This is a genomic window from Cyanobium sp. Aljojuca 7A6 (genome assembly GCF_024346455.1).
In the GTDB taxonomy this organism is placed as follows: Bacteria; Cyanobacteriota; Cyanobacteriia; order PCC-6307; family Cyanobiaceae; genus Cyanobium.
This window is the reverse complement of record NZ_JAGQCY010000002.1, coordinates 1-13,688: the sequence shown is the minus strand read 5'-3', so window position 1 is coordinate 13,688 and position 13,688 is coordinate 1. Positions and strand designations below refer to the sequence as shown.

The window sequence follows — 13,688 nt, the reverse complement described above, 5'->3', positions numbered from 1 at the left end:
ATCCGAGATCAGCCACCAGCGACGGCCGGCACGATGCTCACCTCATCGCCATCGCTGAGCACCGTGGCCTGGTTGTCCAGGAAGCGGATGTCCTCGCTGTTCACGTAGAGGTTGAGGAAGCGGCGCAGCTTGCCGTTCTCGTCACAAAGGCGGGCCTGGATGCCGGGGTAGCGACCTTCAAGGGCCTGCAGAAGACCGTCGATGCTGGCGGCCTCGAGGCTGACGCTGGCCTCGTCGTTGGTGAATTTCTGCAGTGGGGTGGGGATCAGAACCTGGATGGCCATGGAGAACGTCGGTGGGACTGGAAACGATGGAAAGGGGGCGACTCAGGCCGGCGTGGCCTTGCTCCCATGGGAGGCCTGGGATTGCGCCCAGGCGGCATTGAAACTGGCGAGCTGGGGCTCGATGGTGTACGGAGCGCCGATGCAGGAAGCGATCGCTTCGGTGGTCTTGAGGCCGTTGCCGGTGATGTAGGCGACGGTGGTTTCCGAGGGGTCGATCTTGCCCTGTTCCACGAGCTTCTTGAGCACCGCGATGGTGGTGCCACCGGCGGTTTCGGTGAACACCCCCTCCATTTCGGCCAGCAGCTTGATGCCGTCGATGATCTCCTCATCGCTGACCGCCGCGATCGTGCCGCCGGTGCGGTTGGCGATGTCGATGGCATAGGGGCCGTCGGCGGGATTGCCGATGGCGATCGACTTGGCGATGGTGTTCGGCTTCACCGGCGTGATGAAATCGCGTCCAGCGGCGAACGCCTGGGCGATCGGGGAGCAACCTTCGGCCTGGGCGCCACTGAAGCGCACGGGCTTCTCCTCGACGAGGCCCACCTTGATGAACTCGTCGAAGCCCTTGCGGATCTTGGTGAACAGGGAACCGGAGGCCAGCGGAGCGACGATGTGGTCGGGAAGCCGCCAGCCGAGTTGCTCAATCACCTCGTAGCCAAGGGTCTTGGAGCCTTCGGAGTAGTAGGGGCGCAGGTTGATGTTCACGAAGCCCCACCCGTAGGTGTTGGCCACCTCGGAACAGAGCCGGTTGACCTGGTCGTAGTTGCCCTTCACCGCCATCAGGGTGGGGTTGTAGACGAGGGTGCCCAGCACTTTGCCCAGTTCGAGATCACTGGGGATGAAGACACAGCACTCGAGGCCGGCGTGGGCGGCGATGGCGGCGGTGGAGTTGGCCAGATTGCCGGTGGAGGCACAGCTGACGGTGGTGAAGCCCAGCTCCCGGGCCCGGGTGAGGGCCACCGAGACGACGCGGTCCTTGAAGGACAGCGTCGGCATGTTGACGCCGTCGTTCTTGATGTAGAGCGAGGAGAGGCCGAGGCGCCTGGCCAGGCGATCAGCCTTGAGCAGGGGGGTGAAACCGGTGCCCACGTCGATGGGGTCGCCTTCGACGGGCAGGAATTCCCGGTAGCGCCAGATGGAGGTGGGGCCGGCCTCAATCGTGGCGCGGCTGACCCGACTGCGGATGGCGTCGTAGTCGTAGACCACCTCAAGGGGGCCGAAGCAGACGTCTTCACAGACGTGGCGAGCTCCGGCCTCGTAGGGATGACCGCATTCCTTGCAGCGCAGGCCCGTGAAGGTGGAACGGGAAAGGGTGGCGGTCAAAGCGGTCCCGGACACTTTTCAAAAAGCTAACAGCGGTGGCCGGCGCCTGTGTTTAAAGCCGATCTCCGGCATCGGGTAATCAGTCCTCCGCCGTGATCCAGCGATCGTGGCACCTTGTCGCCAGCAGGGTTCTGCCTACGCTCGGCTTGTGCCCGATCCCTCCTTTCTGCCAGCCCGCCTGAGGCCACGTCTCGCCGTCGGCCTTGCCATCGCCTTCGGGCTGCTGGTCGCCCTGTGGGCGGCGGCCCGGCTGTCGATCGAATGGCTCTGGTTTGCCCAGTTCGACTTCCAGGGAATCCTGGTGCGGCGCTGGATGCTGCAGATTTCGGCCTTCATCTTGGTCTTCGGGCTCGGCCTGGTCTTGCAGCTGGCCCAGCTGCAGCGCTGCTGGCGTCTGCGGGAGCAGGGCGCCGAGGCTCCTCGGCCCAGCGAACCCCTGCTGCGGCTGGGGAACGGCGCCCTGGTGGTGGTGCTGATCGGCCTGGTGCTGCTGCTGGCTGGTGGCCTCAGCTACCTGATGGTGCAAGCCAGGGGGCTGATCGAGAACCCCTTCAACGGCGATGTGATCACCGGCTTCTCCGTGCTCAGGGATCTGCCGCCCCTGCTGGTGGCGGGCCTGGCGGGGGGCCTGCTGCTGCCGTTGCTGCTCTGGCCCCACACCACCTTGCGGATCACCCTGGCGGCCTCCCTGGCGGGCTCGGCCACGGCGGTGGCGCGGGGCTGGAGCCTTTGGCTGCCGGCCCTGCTGGCGACACCCTTCGGCGAAGGCGATCCTCTCACCGGTTTCGATCTGTCTTTCACCGTCCTGCGGCTGCCGGCCCTGCGGCTGGTGCTCAGCGTGATCCTTGCCCAGGGGCTGGTGGGGCTGGCGGCCTGCCTGCTGCTCACCATCGGCAAGGGCCGCAGCCTGACGGATCTGCACTTTGATGGCCTCAGTAAGGCCCAGCAGCGGGTGCTGCAGCCCCAGGTGGCGGCCCTGGCCGTTGTGATGGCCCTCAGCAATGCCCTGGCACCCTTTGATCTGATGGTGCAGGGCAGCGGCGTGGCCTCGGGGGCGGGCTACGTGGATCTGCACGTGCGCCTGCCGCTGCGGCTGCTGTTCGCCGTGCTGCTCCTGCTCACGGCCTTCGCCCTGCTGGTGCCGCTGCCCAGGGGCTGGTTCCGGCGCGGAGCCCTGCTGCCCCTGGCCGGCACCGCCCTGCTGGTGCCCATCAGCGAGTGGGTCCTCGCTCCTTTAGCCCAGCGCTTGTGGGTGCAGCCGCGGGAGCTGGCGGTGGAAGCCCCCTACCTGGAACGCAGCATCCAGGCCACCCGCCGTGCCTTCGGCCTGGAGCATGTGCGCACCATCCGGCTGGAACCCCGCCAGGGCCTGACGAAGGCGGATCTGGCCAGCGCCCCCGGCACCCTCGACAACATCCGCCTCTGGGACAGCCAGCCCCTGCTGGCCGCCAACCGCCAACTGCAGCAGCTGCGGCTCTACTACACCTTTCCTTCGGCGGATGTCGATCGTTATCCGCTCCAGGGCAAATCCGCCCGCGACGGCTCCCAGCAGGTGCTGATCTCAGCCCGGGAACTCGACAGCAGCGCCCTGCCCCCCGGCTCGCGCACCTGGTTGAACCGCCATCTGGTGTTCACCAACGGCCACGGCTTCACCGTCTCGCCGGTGAACGCCTTCGGCGCCGACGGCCTGCCCCTGTTTTTCGTCAAGGACCTGGGCAGCAGCGGCCGGGTGCAGGGCCTTCCCGAACTGGGCGTCACCGACCAGGAAGCCCAGGCGGCCCTGCCGGTGGGCAGCCCGAGCCTCTACTTCGCCTCAGGCCCCTCCCCCTACGCGATCGCCCCCACCAAGGTGAAGGAGTTCTCCTATCCGGAAGGAGAACTCAATGTCTACACCCATTACAACGGCACGATTGGCATCTCCCTCGCCCATCCCCTGCAGCGGCTGGCCGCTGCGGTGTATCTGCGGGAGCCGCGGCTGCTGTTCACTGGTTCCTTCACCGAGCGATCACTGCTGCTGCTGCGGCGCCAGGTGAACCAGCGGCTGACCGCCCTGGCGCCGTTCCTGCGCTTCGAAAGCCAGCCCTACCTGGTCACCGCCCGGGTAGCCGGCAGCAAGGGATACCGGCCGGAGCAATACCAATACTGGCTTCTGGACGGCTTCACCACCAGCCGCTCCTATCCCTACAGCGATCCCAATCCCCAGGGCCTGCGCTACTTCCGCAACCCGGTGAAGGCGGTGGTGGATGCCCACGACGGCCGACTCTGGTTCTATGTCAACGACGCCAGAGACCCGGTGCTGCGCACCTGGATCCGTGCCTTCCCCGAACTGTTCCGGCCGCTTTCGGCCATGCCGCCAGCCCTGCTGGCCCACATCCGGGTGCCGAAGAGCCAGTTCGACATCCAGTCAGAACGGCTGCTGCGCTACCACGTCACCGATGTCCGCACCTTCTACAACGGTGACGACGTCTGGTCGGTGCCCAGCGAGATCTACGGCGAAAACAACGTACCGGTGTCTCCCTACCACCTCACCCTGCAGCTTCCCGGCGAGGACCGCTCCGAGTTCGTGCTGCTGCTGCCCTTCACCCCGCTGAAACGCTCCAACCTGGTGGGCTGGCTGGCGGCCCGTAACGATCCACCCCATTACGGGGAGCTGCTGCTGGTGCGCTTCCCCCAGCAGCGGCTGCTGCTCGGCCCCCAGCAGATCACCGCCCTGATCGATCAAGACCCAACGATCAGCTTCCAGTTCGGCCTCTGGAACCGGCTCGGCTCGCGGCTGTTCCGCGGAAATTTGCTGGTGTTGCCGGTGGGCGAGGGCCTGCTCTACGTGGAGCCGATCTACCTGCAATCAAAAAGCAACGACCTGCCCACCCTGGTGCGGGTGGTCGTGACCGACGGACGTCGTTTCGTGATGGAACGCAGCCTGCGCCGAGCCCTCGAGAGGCTGGTGGAAGAGGAGCCAGGCGGCAAGGAGGCGGGCAGCCCCAGACCTCCCCTGCCCCTTCCGGCAGGGACGCCGTTGCCCCTCCCCCTGCCACTGCCATGAGAGCGCCATGAAAAAGGGGGCCCCTGGGCCCCCGAAGGATCGCTGACAGGACGCCTTTCAGACGGCCACGGCGGTCTTGGGATCGAGGGCGCCCTTGGCGTAGAGGGCGGCGTAGTAGTTGATGTCGCGCTGCTTGATCTTGCTGGCGTTGCCGGCACACCAGAACTGCTGGTAACGGTCGAGGCAGACCTTCTTCATGTAGGCCCGGGCGGGCTTGTTGAAGTGGCGGGGGTCGAAGTTGGCAGGATCCTTGGCGGCGGCTTCACGCACGGCGGCGGTGAAGGCGAGGCGGTTGTCGGTGTCGATGTTCACCTTGCGCACGCCGTTGCGGATGCCTTCCTGGATCTCCTCAACGGGAACGCCGTAGGTCTCGGGGATGGCGCCGCCGTACTTGTTGATCATGTCCAGCCATTCCTGGGGAACGGAGCTGGAGCCGTGCATCACCAGGTGGGTGTTGGGGATGGCCTTGTGGATCTCGGCGATCCGGGAGATGGCCAGCACTTCGCCGGTGGGCTTGCGGGTGAACTTGTAGGCGCCGTGGCTGGTGCCGATGGCGATGGCCAGGGCATCCACCTTGGTCTTGGCGACGAAGTCGGCCGCCTCGGCGGGGTCGGTGAGGAGCTGGGAATGGTCGAGGGAGCCCTCGAAACCATGGCCGTCCTCGGCTTCACCCTTGCCGGTTTCCAAAGAACCCAGGCAACCCAGTTCGCCTTCCACACTCACGCCGATGGCGTGGGCCACATCCACCACTTCCTTGGTGACGGCCACGTTGTAGTCGTAGCTGGCGGGGGTCTTGGCGTCGGCCTCGAGGGAGCCGTCCATCATCACCGAGGTGAAGCCGTTGGCGGCGGCGCCGTAGCAGGTGGCGGGGCTGTTGCCGTGGTCCTGGTGCATCACCACCGGGATGTCGGGATAGGTTTCCACCGCGGCCAGGATCAGGTGGCGCAGGAAGCTTTCGCCGGCGTACTGACGGGCGCCGCGGGAGGCCTGCAGGATCACCGGGCTGTCGGTTTCATAGGCAGCCTCCATGATCGACTGCACCTGCTCCAGGTTGTTGACGTTGAAGGCAGGAATGCCGTAGCCGTTTTCTGCGGCGTGATCGAGCAGCAGACGAAGCGGTACGAGCGCCATGGGAAATCTCGCGGTTTTTGGGTGGGTACGGTTGGGGAGAACCGTGGTCGAAGGACGGCTGGCGGGATCCTCCCGCCGGGTCTGACGGGGAGTCTAAGGGATGCCCTACGGGCTTCCTGTGCCCAGGCGGGCCCAGTCGCAGCAACGCTGGCTGGTCACGGCCTCGGCAAGCCCCGGCACCATCGGCCGGCGCTCCCTTACCGCCTGTGCCCACCAGCCCAGCAACCGTCGCACCGGGGCGATGCGCCCGTCCTCCCAGGTGCGGCCATAGGCCAGGGTCGGATCGGCCGGGATGGGCCGCAGGGCCTCCCCCGGCCGGGCCATCCACAGCTGCATGCCATGCACGTAGTCGGCCTGGTTGCTGGAGCCCAGCACCAGCGTGGCCTCGCTGCCGTACAGCTCGATCCAGTAACCCCGCCCCGCCCGGGCCACCGAGGAGAGGCTGAGCTGGGCGGGAACGGCCCGGCCCCGGCGGTCTTCGAGGTCGAGCTGGATCAGGGCGCTGTCCTCCGCATCCACCACGCCCATGGCGGTGGTGCCGGGGATGGGGCGCTCGGCGATGGCGGTGCTGAGCCGGGCGGTGAGGCCCCGGCTGGGGCCGATCAGCCAGTGGAGGGTGTCGAAGGCGTGGGTGCCGAGGGCCCCGAGCACGCCGCCGCCGGCCACCGCCTGGGAGTACCAGGTGTGGGGCCGGCGGGGATCGGCGCGGCTGCTCATCAGCCAGTCGAACTTCACCAGCCAGGGATCCCCCAGCACCCCCTGGGCGACCAGGGCGGCCAGCTGCTGGACATGGGGCACGGCCCGGTACTCAAAGTCCACCGCCACCCCCAGGCCCCGTTCGATGGCGAGGCGCTGCAGCGCCTCCACCTGCTCGGCGTTCAGCGCCACCGGCTTCTCCAGCAGCAGGTGCTTGCCGGCCTCCAGGGCCGCCCTGGCCAGGGCGAAGCGGGGTTCGGGGGGGGTGGCGATCACCACCGCCTCCACGGCGGGATCGGCCAGCAGGGCGGCGAAGTCGTCGAAGGCGGGCAGCTCCGCCGCCTGGCCCGCGGCGGCGGCCCGCTCCTTGCGGGGATGCCAGAGGGCCACCGGGTCGGTGCCCGGGCAATCGCGCAGGGCCGGCAGGATCACTTTCTCGCCGAAGCCAAGGCCGGCGATGGCAACCCGCAGGGGAGCGTCAGGCCGTCGCATCGCTTTCCTGGGACAGGCGGGCAGCCGCGCAGGCGGCGTGCAAGACCCGGATTGTGAGGTTGTCGCCGGCGGCGGCTTCCCAGGTGGCGCCCCAGCGGGGCAGGCCGTTGACCGACGTGTCGCGGTAGAGCTCCTCGTCGCAATCGAGCTGCATCACATACAACTGCCCGACGGGGGGGCGATCGTCCTCGGCGGCATCGGGGGCGGCGGCGGGCTGGAAGCGGCTGAGCACCGAGAGGCGACCCTCAGGGTCGAAGCGCAGGCTGCCGGAGTCCCACCACTGGCGGCCCTCTGGGCTGGCTTCCACCTCCTGCCAGTCGACCGGACCGGCCATGGCGGCGGCGGGAGACATCAGCCAGCACCCCAGCAGCAGCAGCACCGCCAGCAGACCGGCGGCGAATGGGGCGCGGCCACCGCTCATGACACCGCTCATGGCACCACGGACACGGCCGGCCGCAGGCTGCCGTGCAGCCGCAGCAGGGTGGCCAGGGTGCCGCGCAGCTCGGGCCGGGGCACAATCGTGTCCACGAAGCCGTGGTCCTGCAGATACTCGGCGGTCTGGAAACCCTCGGGCAGCTTTTCGCCCAGGGTCTGCTCGATGACGCGCCTGCCGGCGAAGGCGATCATCGCCTTGGGCTCGGCCAGGATCAGATCGCCCAGCATGGCGAAGCTGGCGGTGACCCCACCGGTGGTGGGATGGGTGAGCAGCGGCAGGTAGAGCAGTTCGGCGCTGCGGTGGCGCTGCAAGGCGCCGGACACCTTGGCCATCTGCATCAGGCTGAGCATCCCCTCCTGCATGCGGGCACCGCCGGAGGCGCAGACGATCAGCAACGGGTAGCGGCGGGCGGTGGCCAGTTCCACCAGCCGGGTGAGCTTCTCGCCCACCACCGAGCCCATCGAACCGCCCATGAAACGGAAATCCATCACCCCCAGGGCCAGGGGCATGCCCTCCAGGCGACAGAGGCCGGTGACCACCGCATCGCGCAGGCCCGTGGCCCGCTGGGTGTCCCGCAGCCGGTCGGCATAGCTGCGCCGGTCCTTGAAGGCGAGGGGATCGGTGGGGGCCAGATCGGCATCGATCGGCTCGAAGCTGCCCTCATCGGCGATCAGGCGGATGCGCTCGCTGCTGTCGATGCGGTGATGGTGGCCGCAGCCCTTGCAGACGCTGGCGTTGGCGATCAGGTCCTTGCGGTACACCACCAGGCCACATTCGGCGCACTTGCTCCAGAGGCCATCGCCCTCGTCGGCTTCAGGCCCCTTGCTGGCCCGCACGGCCGGGGCGTTCTTGCGGCGATCGGCGAACCAGTCGAACAGGGACATGGGGCGACGGAAGCAAGGGTGACGGCTGACCAGTCATTAAAGACCCAGGCCCCACAGATGCAGCCAGGGGGCATGGCCACCGATCCAGACGGCCAGGGCACCGGCGGCGAGAAAGGGCCCGAAGGGGAAGGGTTGTTGGGGGCCGAGCCGGCCGGTGAGGCGGGCCAGCCCGCCGATCAGGGCGCCACCGAGAACGGACAGGCTGACGGCCAGGCCGAGACCCAGAGGTCCGAGCCAGGCCCCCATCAGGGCCGCAAGCTTGGCGTCCCCGAGCCCCAGGGCCGGCCGGCCCATCGCCTTCTCAGCCAGGGCGCTGAGGGCCTCGAAGCCCAGCAGGCCGGCGGCCACGGCCAGCAGATGGGAGAACAGCAGGCTGCGTCCGACCACGGCCCCCTGCTGAAAGCCGACGGCGGCCGTGAGCGCCAGGCCCAGCCACACCCCCCAGCGGCAAAGGGGTTCCGGCAGCCAGAGGCTGTCGAGGTCGATCAGGGCCAGGGGGAGCAGCCAGCTGGCCAGCAACCATCCGGCCGCCAGCAGCAGCCAGGGGCTGGGATCGGGGCCCATGGCGGCGGGGCGGGCGAAGAGCATCGCCACCCAGAGGCCGGCGGTGAGCAGCTCCACTAAGGGGTAGCGAACGGCGATGGGCGCCTGGCAGTGGCGGCAGCGGCCGCGCAGCAGCAGCCAGCTGAGCAGCGGCAGGTTCTCGAACCAGGCCAGGGAGGCGCCGCAACGGGGGCAATGGCTGCCGGGGAACACCAGCGACTCCTGCCGCGGAAGCCGCCAAACCACCACGTTCAGGAAACTGCCGATGCAGGCGCCCGCCAGGGCCACGAAGGGGGCCAGCAGGGACAGGGGAAGGACCGTCGACAGGAGAGGGGCTGGGGTCATGGGAGCAGGCGGCTGGTCCCCCCCCGGGCGCTGCGGCCCCGGGCCGCGCGGGGACGCAGCAGGTCCATCGACACGTACTGCTCATCCGGCAGGAGGATCGGGAGCTCAAACACCACCCGTCCCTGGGGGCCGGAGCCGAGAAGGACGACCCCCAGCGGCTCTGGCGCGGTGGGGCAGGACTCCAGGAAACGGAAATAGACGCGGCGCGCGTGACACAGCAACTCGCCGCTGTTGATGCGATCGAGGCGGAGGAAGCCCTGGGACGAGGACGTCGAAGACTCCACGCCACGGATCTGGAAGGACGGACTGCCGGATCCGGAAGGTTTGATGGTGGGGGGCTGGGCGGTGATGGGATTCACCGGTTCCTTTCGGGGGATCTTAGGGCCGAAAGGAAGATCAAGAGGCTGATCTTCAGCTGAGTTTCTTCTGCTCCTCGATCATCTTGTGGATGATCGGAGTGAGGATGATCTCCATCGCGAAGCCCATCTTGCCGCCGTTTACCACGATGCTGGTGGGGCTCGACATGAAGGAGCCGTTGATCATGCGCAGCAGGTAGGAGAAGTCGATGCCCCACTTCTCCCGGGCACCCTTGCGGAAGTGAATGATGACGAAGCTCTCGTCAGGGGTGGGGATGTTGCGGCAGATGAACGGGTTGGAGGTGTCCACCGTGGGCACCCGCTGGAAGTTGATGTCGGTGAGGCTGAACTGGGGGCAGATGTGGTTGATGTAGTCCGGCATGCGACGCAGGATCGTGTCGACGATCGCTTCGGCCGAGTAGCCGCGCTCGGCGTTGTCGCGGGAGATCTTCTGGATCCACTCCAGGTTGGCGATCGGCACCACACCGATGAGCAGATCCACCATCGAGGCCACGTCGTAACCGTCGCCCACCACGCCGCCGTGGAGGCCTTCATAGAAAAGAAGATGGGTGTCGGAGGGGATGGATTCCCAGGGAGTGAATTGGCCGGGCTCCAGGCTGGTTCCCAGACGAGCGTTGTGCTCGGCCGCCTCCTCCACCGAGTGGAGGTAGTAACGGCGGTCGCCGCTGCCGGTCTCGCTGTAGGTGCGGAACAGCTCTTCGAGCTTGTCGAAGATGTTGGCCTCGGGGCCGAAGTGGGAGAAGTTCTCCCCGCGGGACTGGGCTTCGGCCATCGCCTGCTTCATCGGGCCGCGCTCGAAGCGGTGGAAGCTGTCGCCTTCCACCACCGCCGGGATGATGCCCTCGCGGGAAAAGATGTGCTCGAAGGCCCGTTTGACGGTGCTGGTTCCCGCTCCCGAGGAACCGGTGACTGCCACGACCGGGTGACGCTTCGACATCGACGCAGGGGGGTTCAGAGGGTGTGAGTTTGGCAGGTCGCCGGTCCGCACCCCCAACGGGCGTTACCTGACGGGGGCGTTCAGGCGGGCAGGGCCGCCAGCAGCTGTGCGCCCATGGCCTGGCAGCCCACCCGGGTGCAGCCTTCGCCCATCAGCAGGTCGCCGGTGCGGTAGCCGGCGGCCAGCACCCGGTCGACGGCGGTCTCGAGGTCGGCGGCGGCCGCCTCCTGCTGCAGGCCCACCCGTAGCAGCATGGCGGCCGACAGCACCATGGCGATCGGGTTGGCCAGGTCCTGGCCGGCGATGTCGGGGGCCGAGCCGTGCACGGGCTCGAACAGGCCCGGACCGCCTGAGCCGAGGGAGGCCGAAGGGAGCATGCCGATCGAGCCAGTGAGCATGGCGGCCTCGTCGGAAAGGATGTCACCGAAGAGGTTGCCGGTGAGCAGCACGTCGAACTGACGGGGGTCGCGGACCAGCTGCATGGCGGCGTTGTCGACGTACATGTGACTGAGCTCGACGGCGGGGAACTCGGCGTGGATCGCCTCCACCCGGTCGCGCCACAGCTGGCTGACATCGAGCACGTTGGCCTTGTCGACCGAGCAGAGCCGGCCGCGGCGGGCCGCCGCCAGACGGAAGCCCACCCGGGCGATGCGGTCGACCTCATGATCGGCATACACCATGGTGTTGAAGGCCCGAACGCCGCCATCCACCGCGATGCGCCCCTTGGGGGTGCCGAAGTAGATGCCGCCGATGAGTTCGCGCACCACCAGCAGATCCACCCCCTCAATCACTTCGGGCCGCAGGCTGCTGGCACCGGCCAGGGCCGGGATGATCTTGACGGGCCGCAGGTTGGCGAACAGCCCCAGGCCGGAGCGCAGGGCCAGCAGGCCGCTCTCGGGACGCTGCTCCCGGGGCAGGGCGTCGAAGCGGGGGGCACCGATGGCGGCCAGCAGCACCGCATCGGCGGCCCGGCAGGCGGCCAGAGTGCTCGCCGGCAGGGGCTCGCCGGTGACGTCAATGGCGGCGCCGCCGACGGGCTGGGGATCGAAGGAAAGGCTGAAGCCGTGGCGGCCGCTCACCACCTCCAGCAGCGTACGGGCCACTGCGGTGATCTCCGGGCCAATGCCGTCCCCCGCGAGCAGGGTGATCCTGTAGCTGGTCATCGCGAAGGGGGGCCGCTCAGCAGGCGAGGCTACTTCTGCAGCTGGCGCAGGGTGCGGGCCATCTCAGGCAGCTTGTTGAAGACGGCGGAGCAGCGCAGCCAGAGTCGGTTGGGAATGGCGGGGTACCCGCTGACCACCTCTCCGGCGGCAATCTCGCCATGGATGCCGGACTTGGAGGAGGCGATGGCCCGATCACCGATCACGGCCCGGTTGGCCACCCCCACCTGGCCGGCCAGGATCACACCGTTGCCGAGCACGGCGCCGCCGGCGATGCCCACCTGGGCGGCCAGGGCACAGCCCTTGCCCGTCACCACGCCATGGCCGACGTGGACGAGGTTGTCGATCTTGGTGCCGGCACCGATGCGGGTCTCACCGACGGCGGGACGATCGATGGTGGAACCGCAGCCCACCTCGACGCCGTCCTCGAGCACCACCTGGCCGGTCTGGGGCATCTTCACCCAACCGGTGGCGGTGGGCACGAAACCGAAGCCCTCGGCGCCGATCACTGCCTGCGACTGCACCACGCACCCCGCCCCGAGGCGGCTGCCGGGGTGGAGCACCGCCTGAGCATGGATTTCGCAGCCTTCGCCGAGCTGCACATTCTCATAAAGGACGACCCCGGGATGGAGCACGCAGCCGCCGGCCACAACGCAGTCGGCGCCGATCACCGCGTGGGCCCCCACATGCACCGCGGCGGCCACAGCCGCGCTGGGGTCGACCACGGCACTGGTGTGGATCCCCGGGGGCTTCGGGGTGGGCGGATGCAGGGCGGCGAGGGCTTCGGCGAAGCCGAGCCGGGGGTTGGCGAGGGCCACCCAGGCCAGGCCGCGGTCGCTGGCCAGCTGCTGGATCTCTTCGTCGAGGGGCAGCAGCAGGGCGGCGGCACGGCTGGCGGAGAGAGCGGCTGCCAGGGCGTTGCCGGGTTCAAGGAAGGCCAGCTGGCCGGGGCCGGCGCGATCCAGCGCTTCGGCACCCGTGATCTCCGGATCCCCCGCCAGGTTCCGCGGGCTGCCGTCCTGCACGGCGCCGATCCGGGTGAGCAGGCTGCTGAAGCGCATTCCCCAGGGGGCGGACGGCCCGGATCGTAGGCCCCACGCCCACCCTTGGAGGCGGGATCAGGGGGCCGGATCAAGCAGCTCCTGCAGGGGCACGAAGCTGTAACCGCGCCGACGCAACGCAGGAACGATGTGGCGCAGGGATTCCAGGGTGCGGCCGCTGAAGGCCGGGGTGTCGTGCAGCACCAGGATGCCGCCGGGATGGGCATTGAGGCGCACAAACAGGCGCACGAACCAGAGGGGCGGCCGCAGGGTGTCCCAGGGAAAGATCGAGCCCAGCACCAGGCGATAGGAACGGTCCGACAGCCAGCCCAGCATGGCCCGGTGGAACCAGCCGCCACCGGGGCGGAACCAGCGCCATTGAAGTTGGGCTGGGGCGGCGGCCCTGGCGATCGCCCGTTCGGTGTCGCTGAGCTGCTGCTGGAAGGCGGACGGCGGCAGGGAGGCGGAGCGTTCGTCGCACCAGAGATGGTTGCCGAGGTCGTGGCCCTGCTGCAGGGCCCGGCGCGGGAAGCGGTGATCGCGCTGCAGGTGGGAACCAATCAGAAAGAAGGTGGCCGGCACCTCCAGTTCCCGCAGCAAGGCCAACAGGGCCTGCGATCCTGGGCCGCTGGGGCCGTCGTCGATGGTGAGAGCGAGCCGCTTCTGCCCCCCCCGGCCGCAGAAGACCACACCGGGAAACAAGGGCGCCAGCAGGCCGCGAATCAGCAGAGAAGGCAGCAGCACCACGACCACCACCAGATCCAGCAACAGGATCAGGGCCAGGACGGCGAGCAACAGGGTCATGGGCGGGGCCTAGCTGAAGAACGATGACACCGGTGGCGCGCCATGGGCCAGCGGCGGCTGGGCTGGCTAGGAGCCTGCTGAAATAGCCGCCAATCCGACTCCAGCCACAACGTTTTTGTCTGTGACGGCCATGGACAGCCCTGATCGGCAGTGGGGTTCAACTCTTCGGGTGGATTTTCTTGGCCCTTGTGCC

The 13,688-nt window shown here is 68.4% G+C and carries 13 protein-coding genes; 1 reads left to right on the top strand and 12 read right to left on the bottom strand.

Translation table 11 applies throughout. From position 1 onward, the window contains the following. Positions 1 to 8: 8 nt before the first annotated feature. Together KBY95_RS01830 and thrC are read right to left on the bottom strand one after the other, a co-directional pair. Entirely contained in the window at positions 9 to 284 is a 276-nt protein-coding gene (locus KBY95_RS01830; RefSeq protein WP_254943450.1) for a MoaD/ThiS family protein, read from the bottom strand. Between the two features lie 42 nt (positions 285 to 326). Next, positions 327 to 1,607: a threonine synthase gene (gene thrC, locus KBY95_RS01825; RefSeq protein WP_254962983.1), complete on the bottom strand. Its 1,281-nt coding sequence runs from the start codon at positions 1,605 to 1,607 to the stop codon at positions 327 to 329. 148 nt (positions 1,608 to 1,755) lie between these two features. Here thrC and KBY95_RS01820 point away from each other — a divergent pair, with 148 nt between their 5' ends. Further along, complete coding sequence (locus KBY95_RS01820) at positions 1,756 to 4,650, top strand: UPF0182 family protein (protein ID WP_254962982.1); 2,895 nt, start codon at positions 1,756 to 1,758, stop codon at positions 4,648 to 4,650. A gap of 57 nt (positions 4,651 to 4,707) precedes the next feature. On the opposite strand, the gene fba is transcribed toward KBY95_RS01820, so the two are convergent. From fba to KBY95_RS01770, 10 genes are all read right to left on the bottom strand, one after another. Further along, on the bottom strand, positions 4,708 to 5,781 hold the full coding sequence (gene fba / locus KBY95_RS01815; RefSeq protein ID WP_254962981.1) for a class II fructose-bisphosphate aldolase: 1,074 nt from the start codon (positions 5,779 to 5,781) through the stop codon (positions 4,708 to 4,710). Positions 5,782 to 5,886: 105 nt separating this feature from the next. Beyond that, positions 5,887 to 6,969 carry a Gfo/Idh/MocA family protein gene (locus tag KBY95_RS01810; protein WP_254962980.1) on the bottom strand — a complete coding sequence of 361 codons (1,083 nt, stop codon included), beginning with the start codon at positions 6,967 to 6,969 and terminating at the stop codon, positions 5,887 to 5,889. Then, positions 6,956 to 7,402, bottom strand: a complete 447-nt coding sequence (locus tag KBY95_RS01805; protein WP_254962979.1) for a hypothetical protein — start codon at positions 7,400 to 7,402, stop codon at positions 6,956 to 6,958. The genes KBY95_RS01810 and KBY95_RS01805 overlap by 14 nt, the downstream gene beginning before the upstream one ends. Beyond that, positions 7,399 to 8,289: an acetyl-CoA carboxylase, carboxyltransferase subunit beta gene (gene accD / locus KBY95_RS01800; protein ID WP_254962978.1), complete on the bottom strand. Its 891-nt coding sequence runs from the start codon at positions 8,287 to 8,289 to the stop codon at positions 7,399 to 7,401. The genes KBY95_RS01805 and accD overlap by 4 nt, the downstream gene beginning before the upstream one ends. A gap of 36 nt (positions 8,290 to 8,325) precedes the next feature. Next, on the bottom strand, positions 8,326 to 9,177 hold the full coding sequence (locus KBY95_RS01795; protein ID WP_254962977.1) for an A24 family peptidase: 852 nt from the start codon (positions 9,175 to 9,177) through the stop codon (positions 8,326 to 8,328). Then, a complete protein-coding gene (locus KBY95_RS01790) occupies positions 9,174 to 9,536 on the bottom strand; it encodes a hypothetical protein (RefSeq protein WP_254962976.1) in 363 nt (120 codons plus the stop codon). Before KBY95_RS01790 ends, KBY95_RS01795 begins: the two co-directional genes overlap by 4 nt. A gap of 52 nt (positions 9,537 to 9,588) precedes the next feature. After that, complete coding sequence (locus KBY95_RS01785) at positions 9,589 to 10,491, bottom strand: phosphoribulokinase (protein WP_254962975.1); 903 nt, start codon at positions 10,489 to 10,491, stop codon at positions 9,589 to 9,591. A gap of 80 nt (positions 10,492 to 10,571) precedes the next feature. Then, the gene (gene leuB / locus KBY95_RS01780; protein WP_254962974.1) at positions 10,572 to 11,654 is read right to left on the bottom strand and encodes a 3-isopropylmalate dehydrogenase; all 1,083 of its coding nucleotides are present in this window, start codon (positions 11,652 to 11,654) and stop codon (positions 10,572 to 10,574) included. 29 nt (positions 11,655 to 11,683) lie between these two features. After that, complete coding sequence (gene lpxD, locus KBY95_RS01775; protein WP_254962973.1) at positions 11,684 to 12,712, bottom strand: UDP-3-O-(3-hydroxymyristoyl)glucosamine N-acyltransferase; 1,029 nt, start codon at positions 12,710 to 12,712, stop codon at positions 11,684 to 11,686. Positions 12,713 to 12,769: 57 nt separating this feature from the next. Further along, a complete protein-coding gene (locus KBY95_RS01770) occupies positions 12,770 to 13,495 on the bottom strand; it encodes a polysaccharide deacetylase family protein (RefSeq protein ID WP_254962972.1) in 726 nt (241 codons plus the stop codon). Between the last annotated feature and the right edge of the window lie 193 nt (positions 13,496 to 13,688).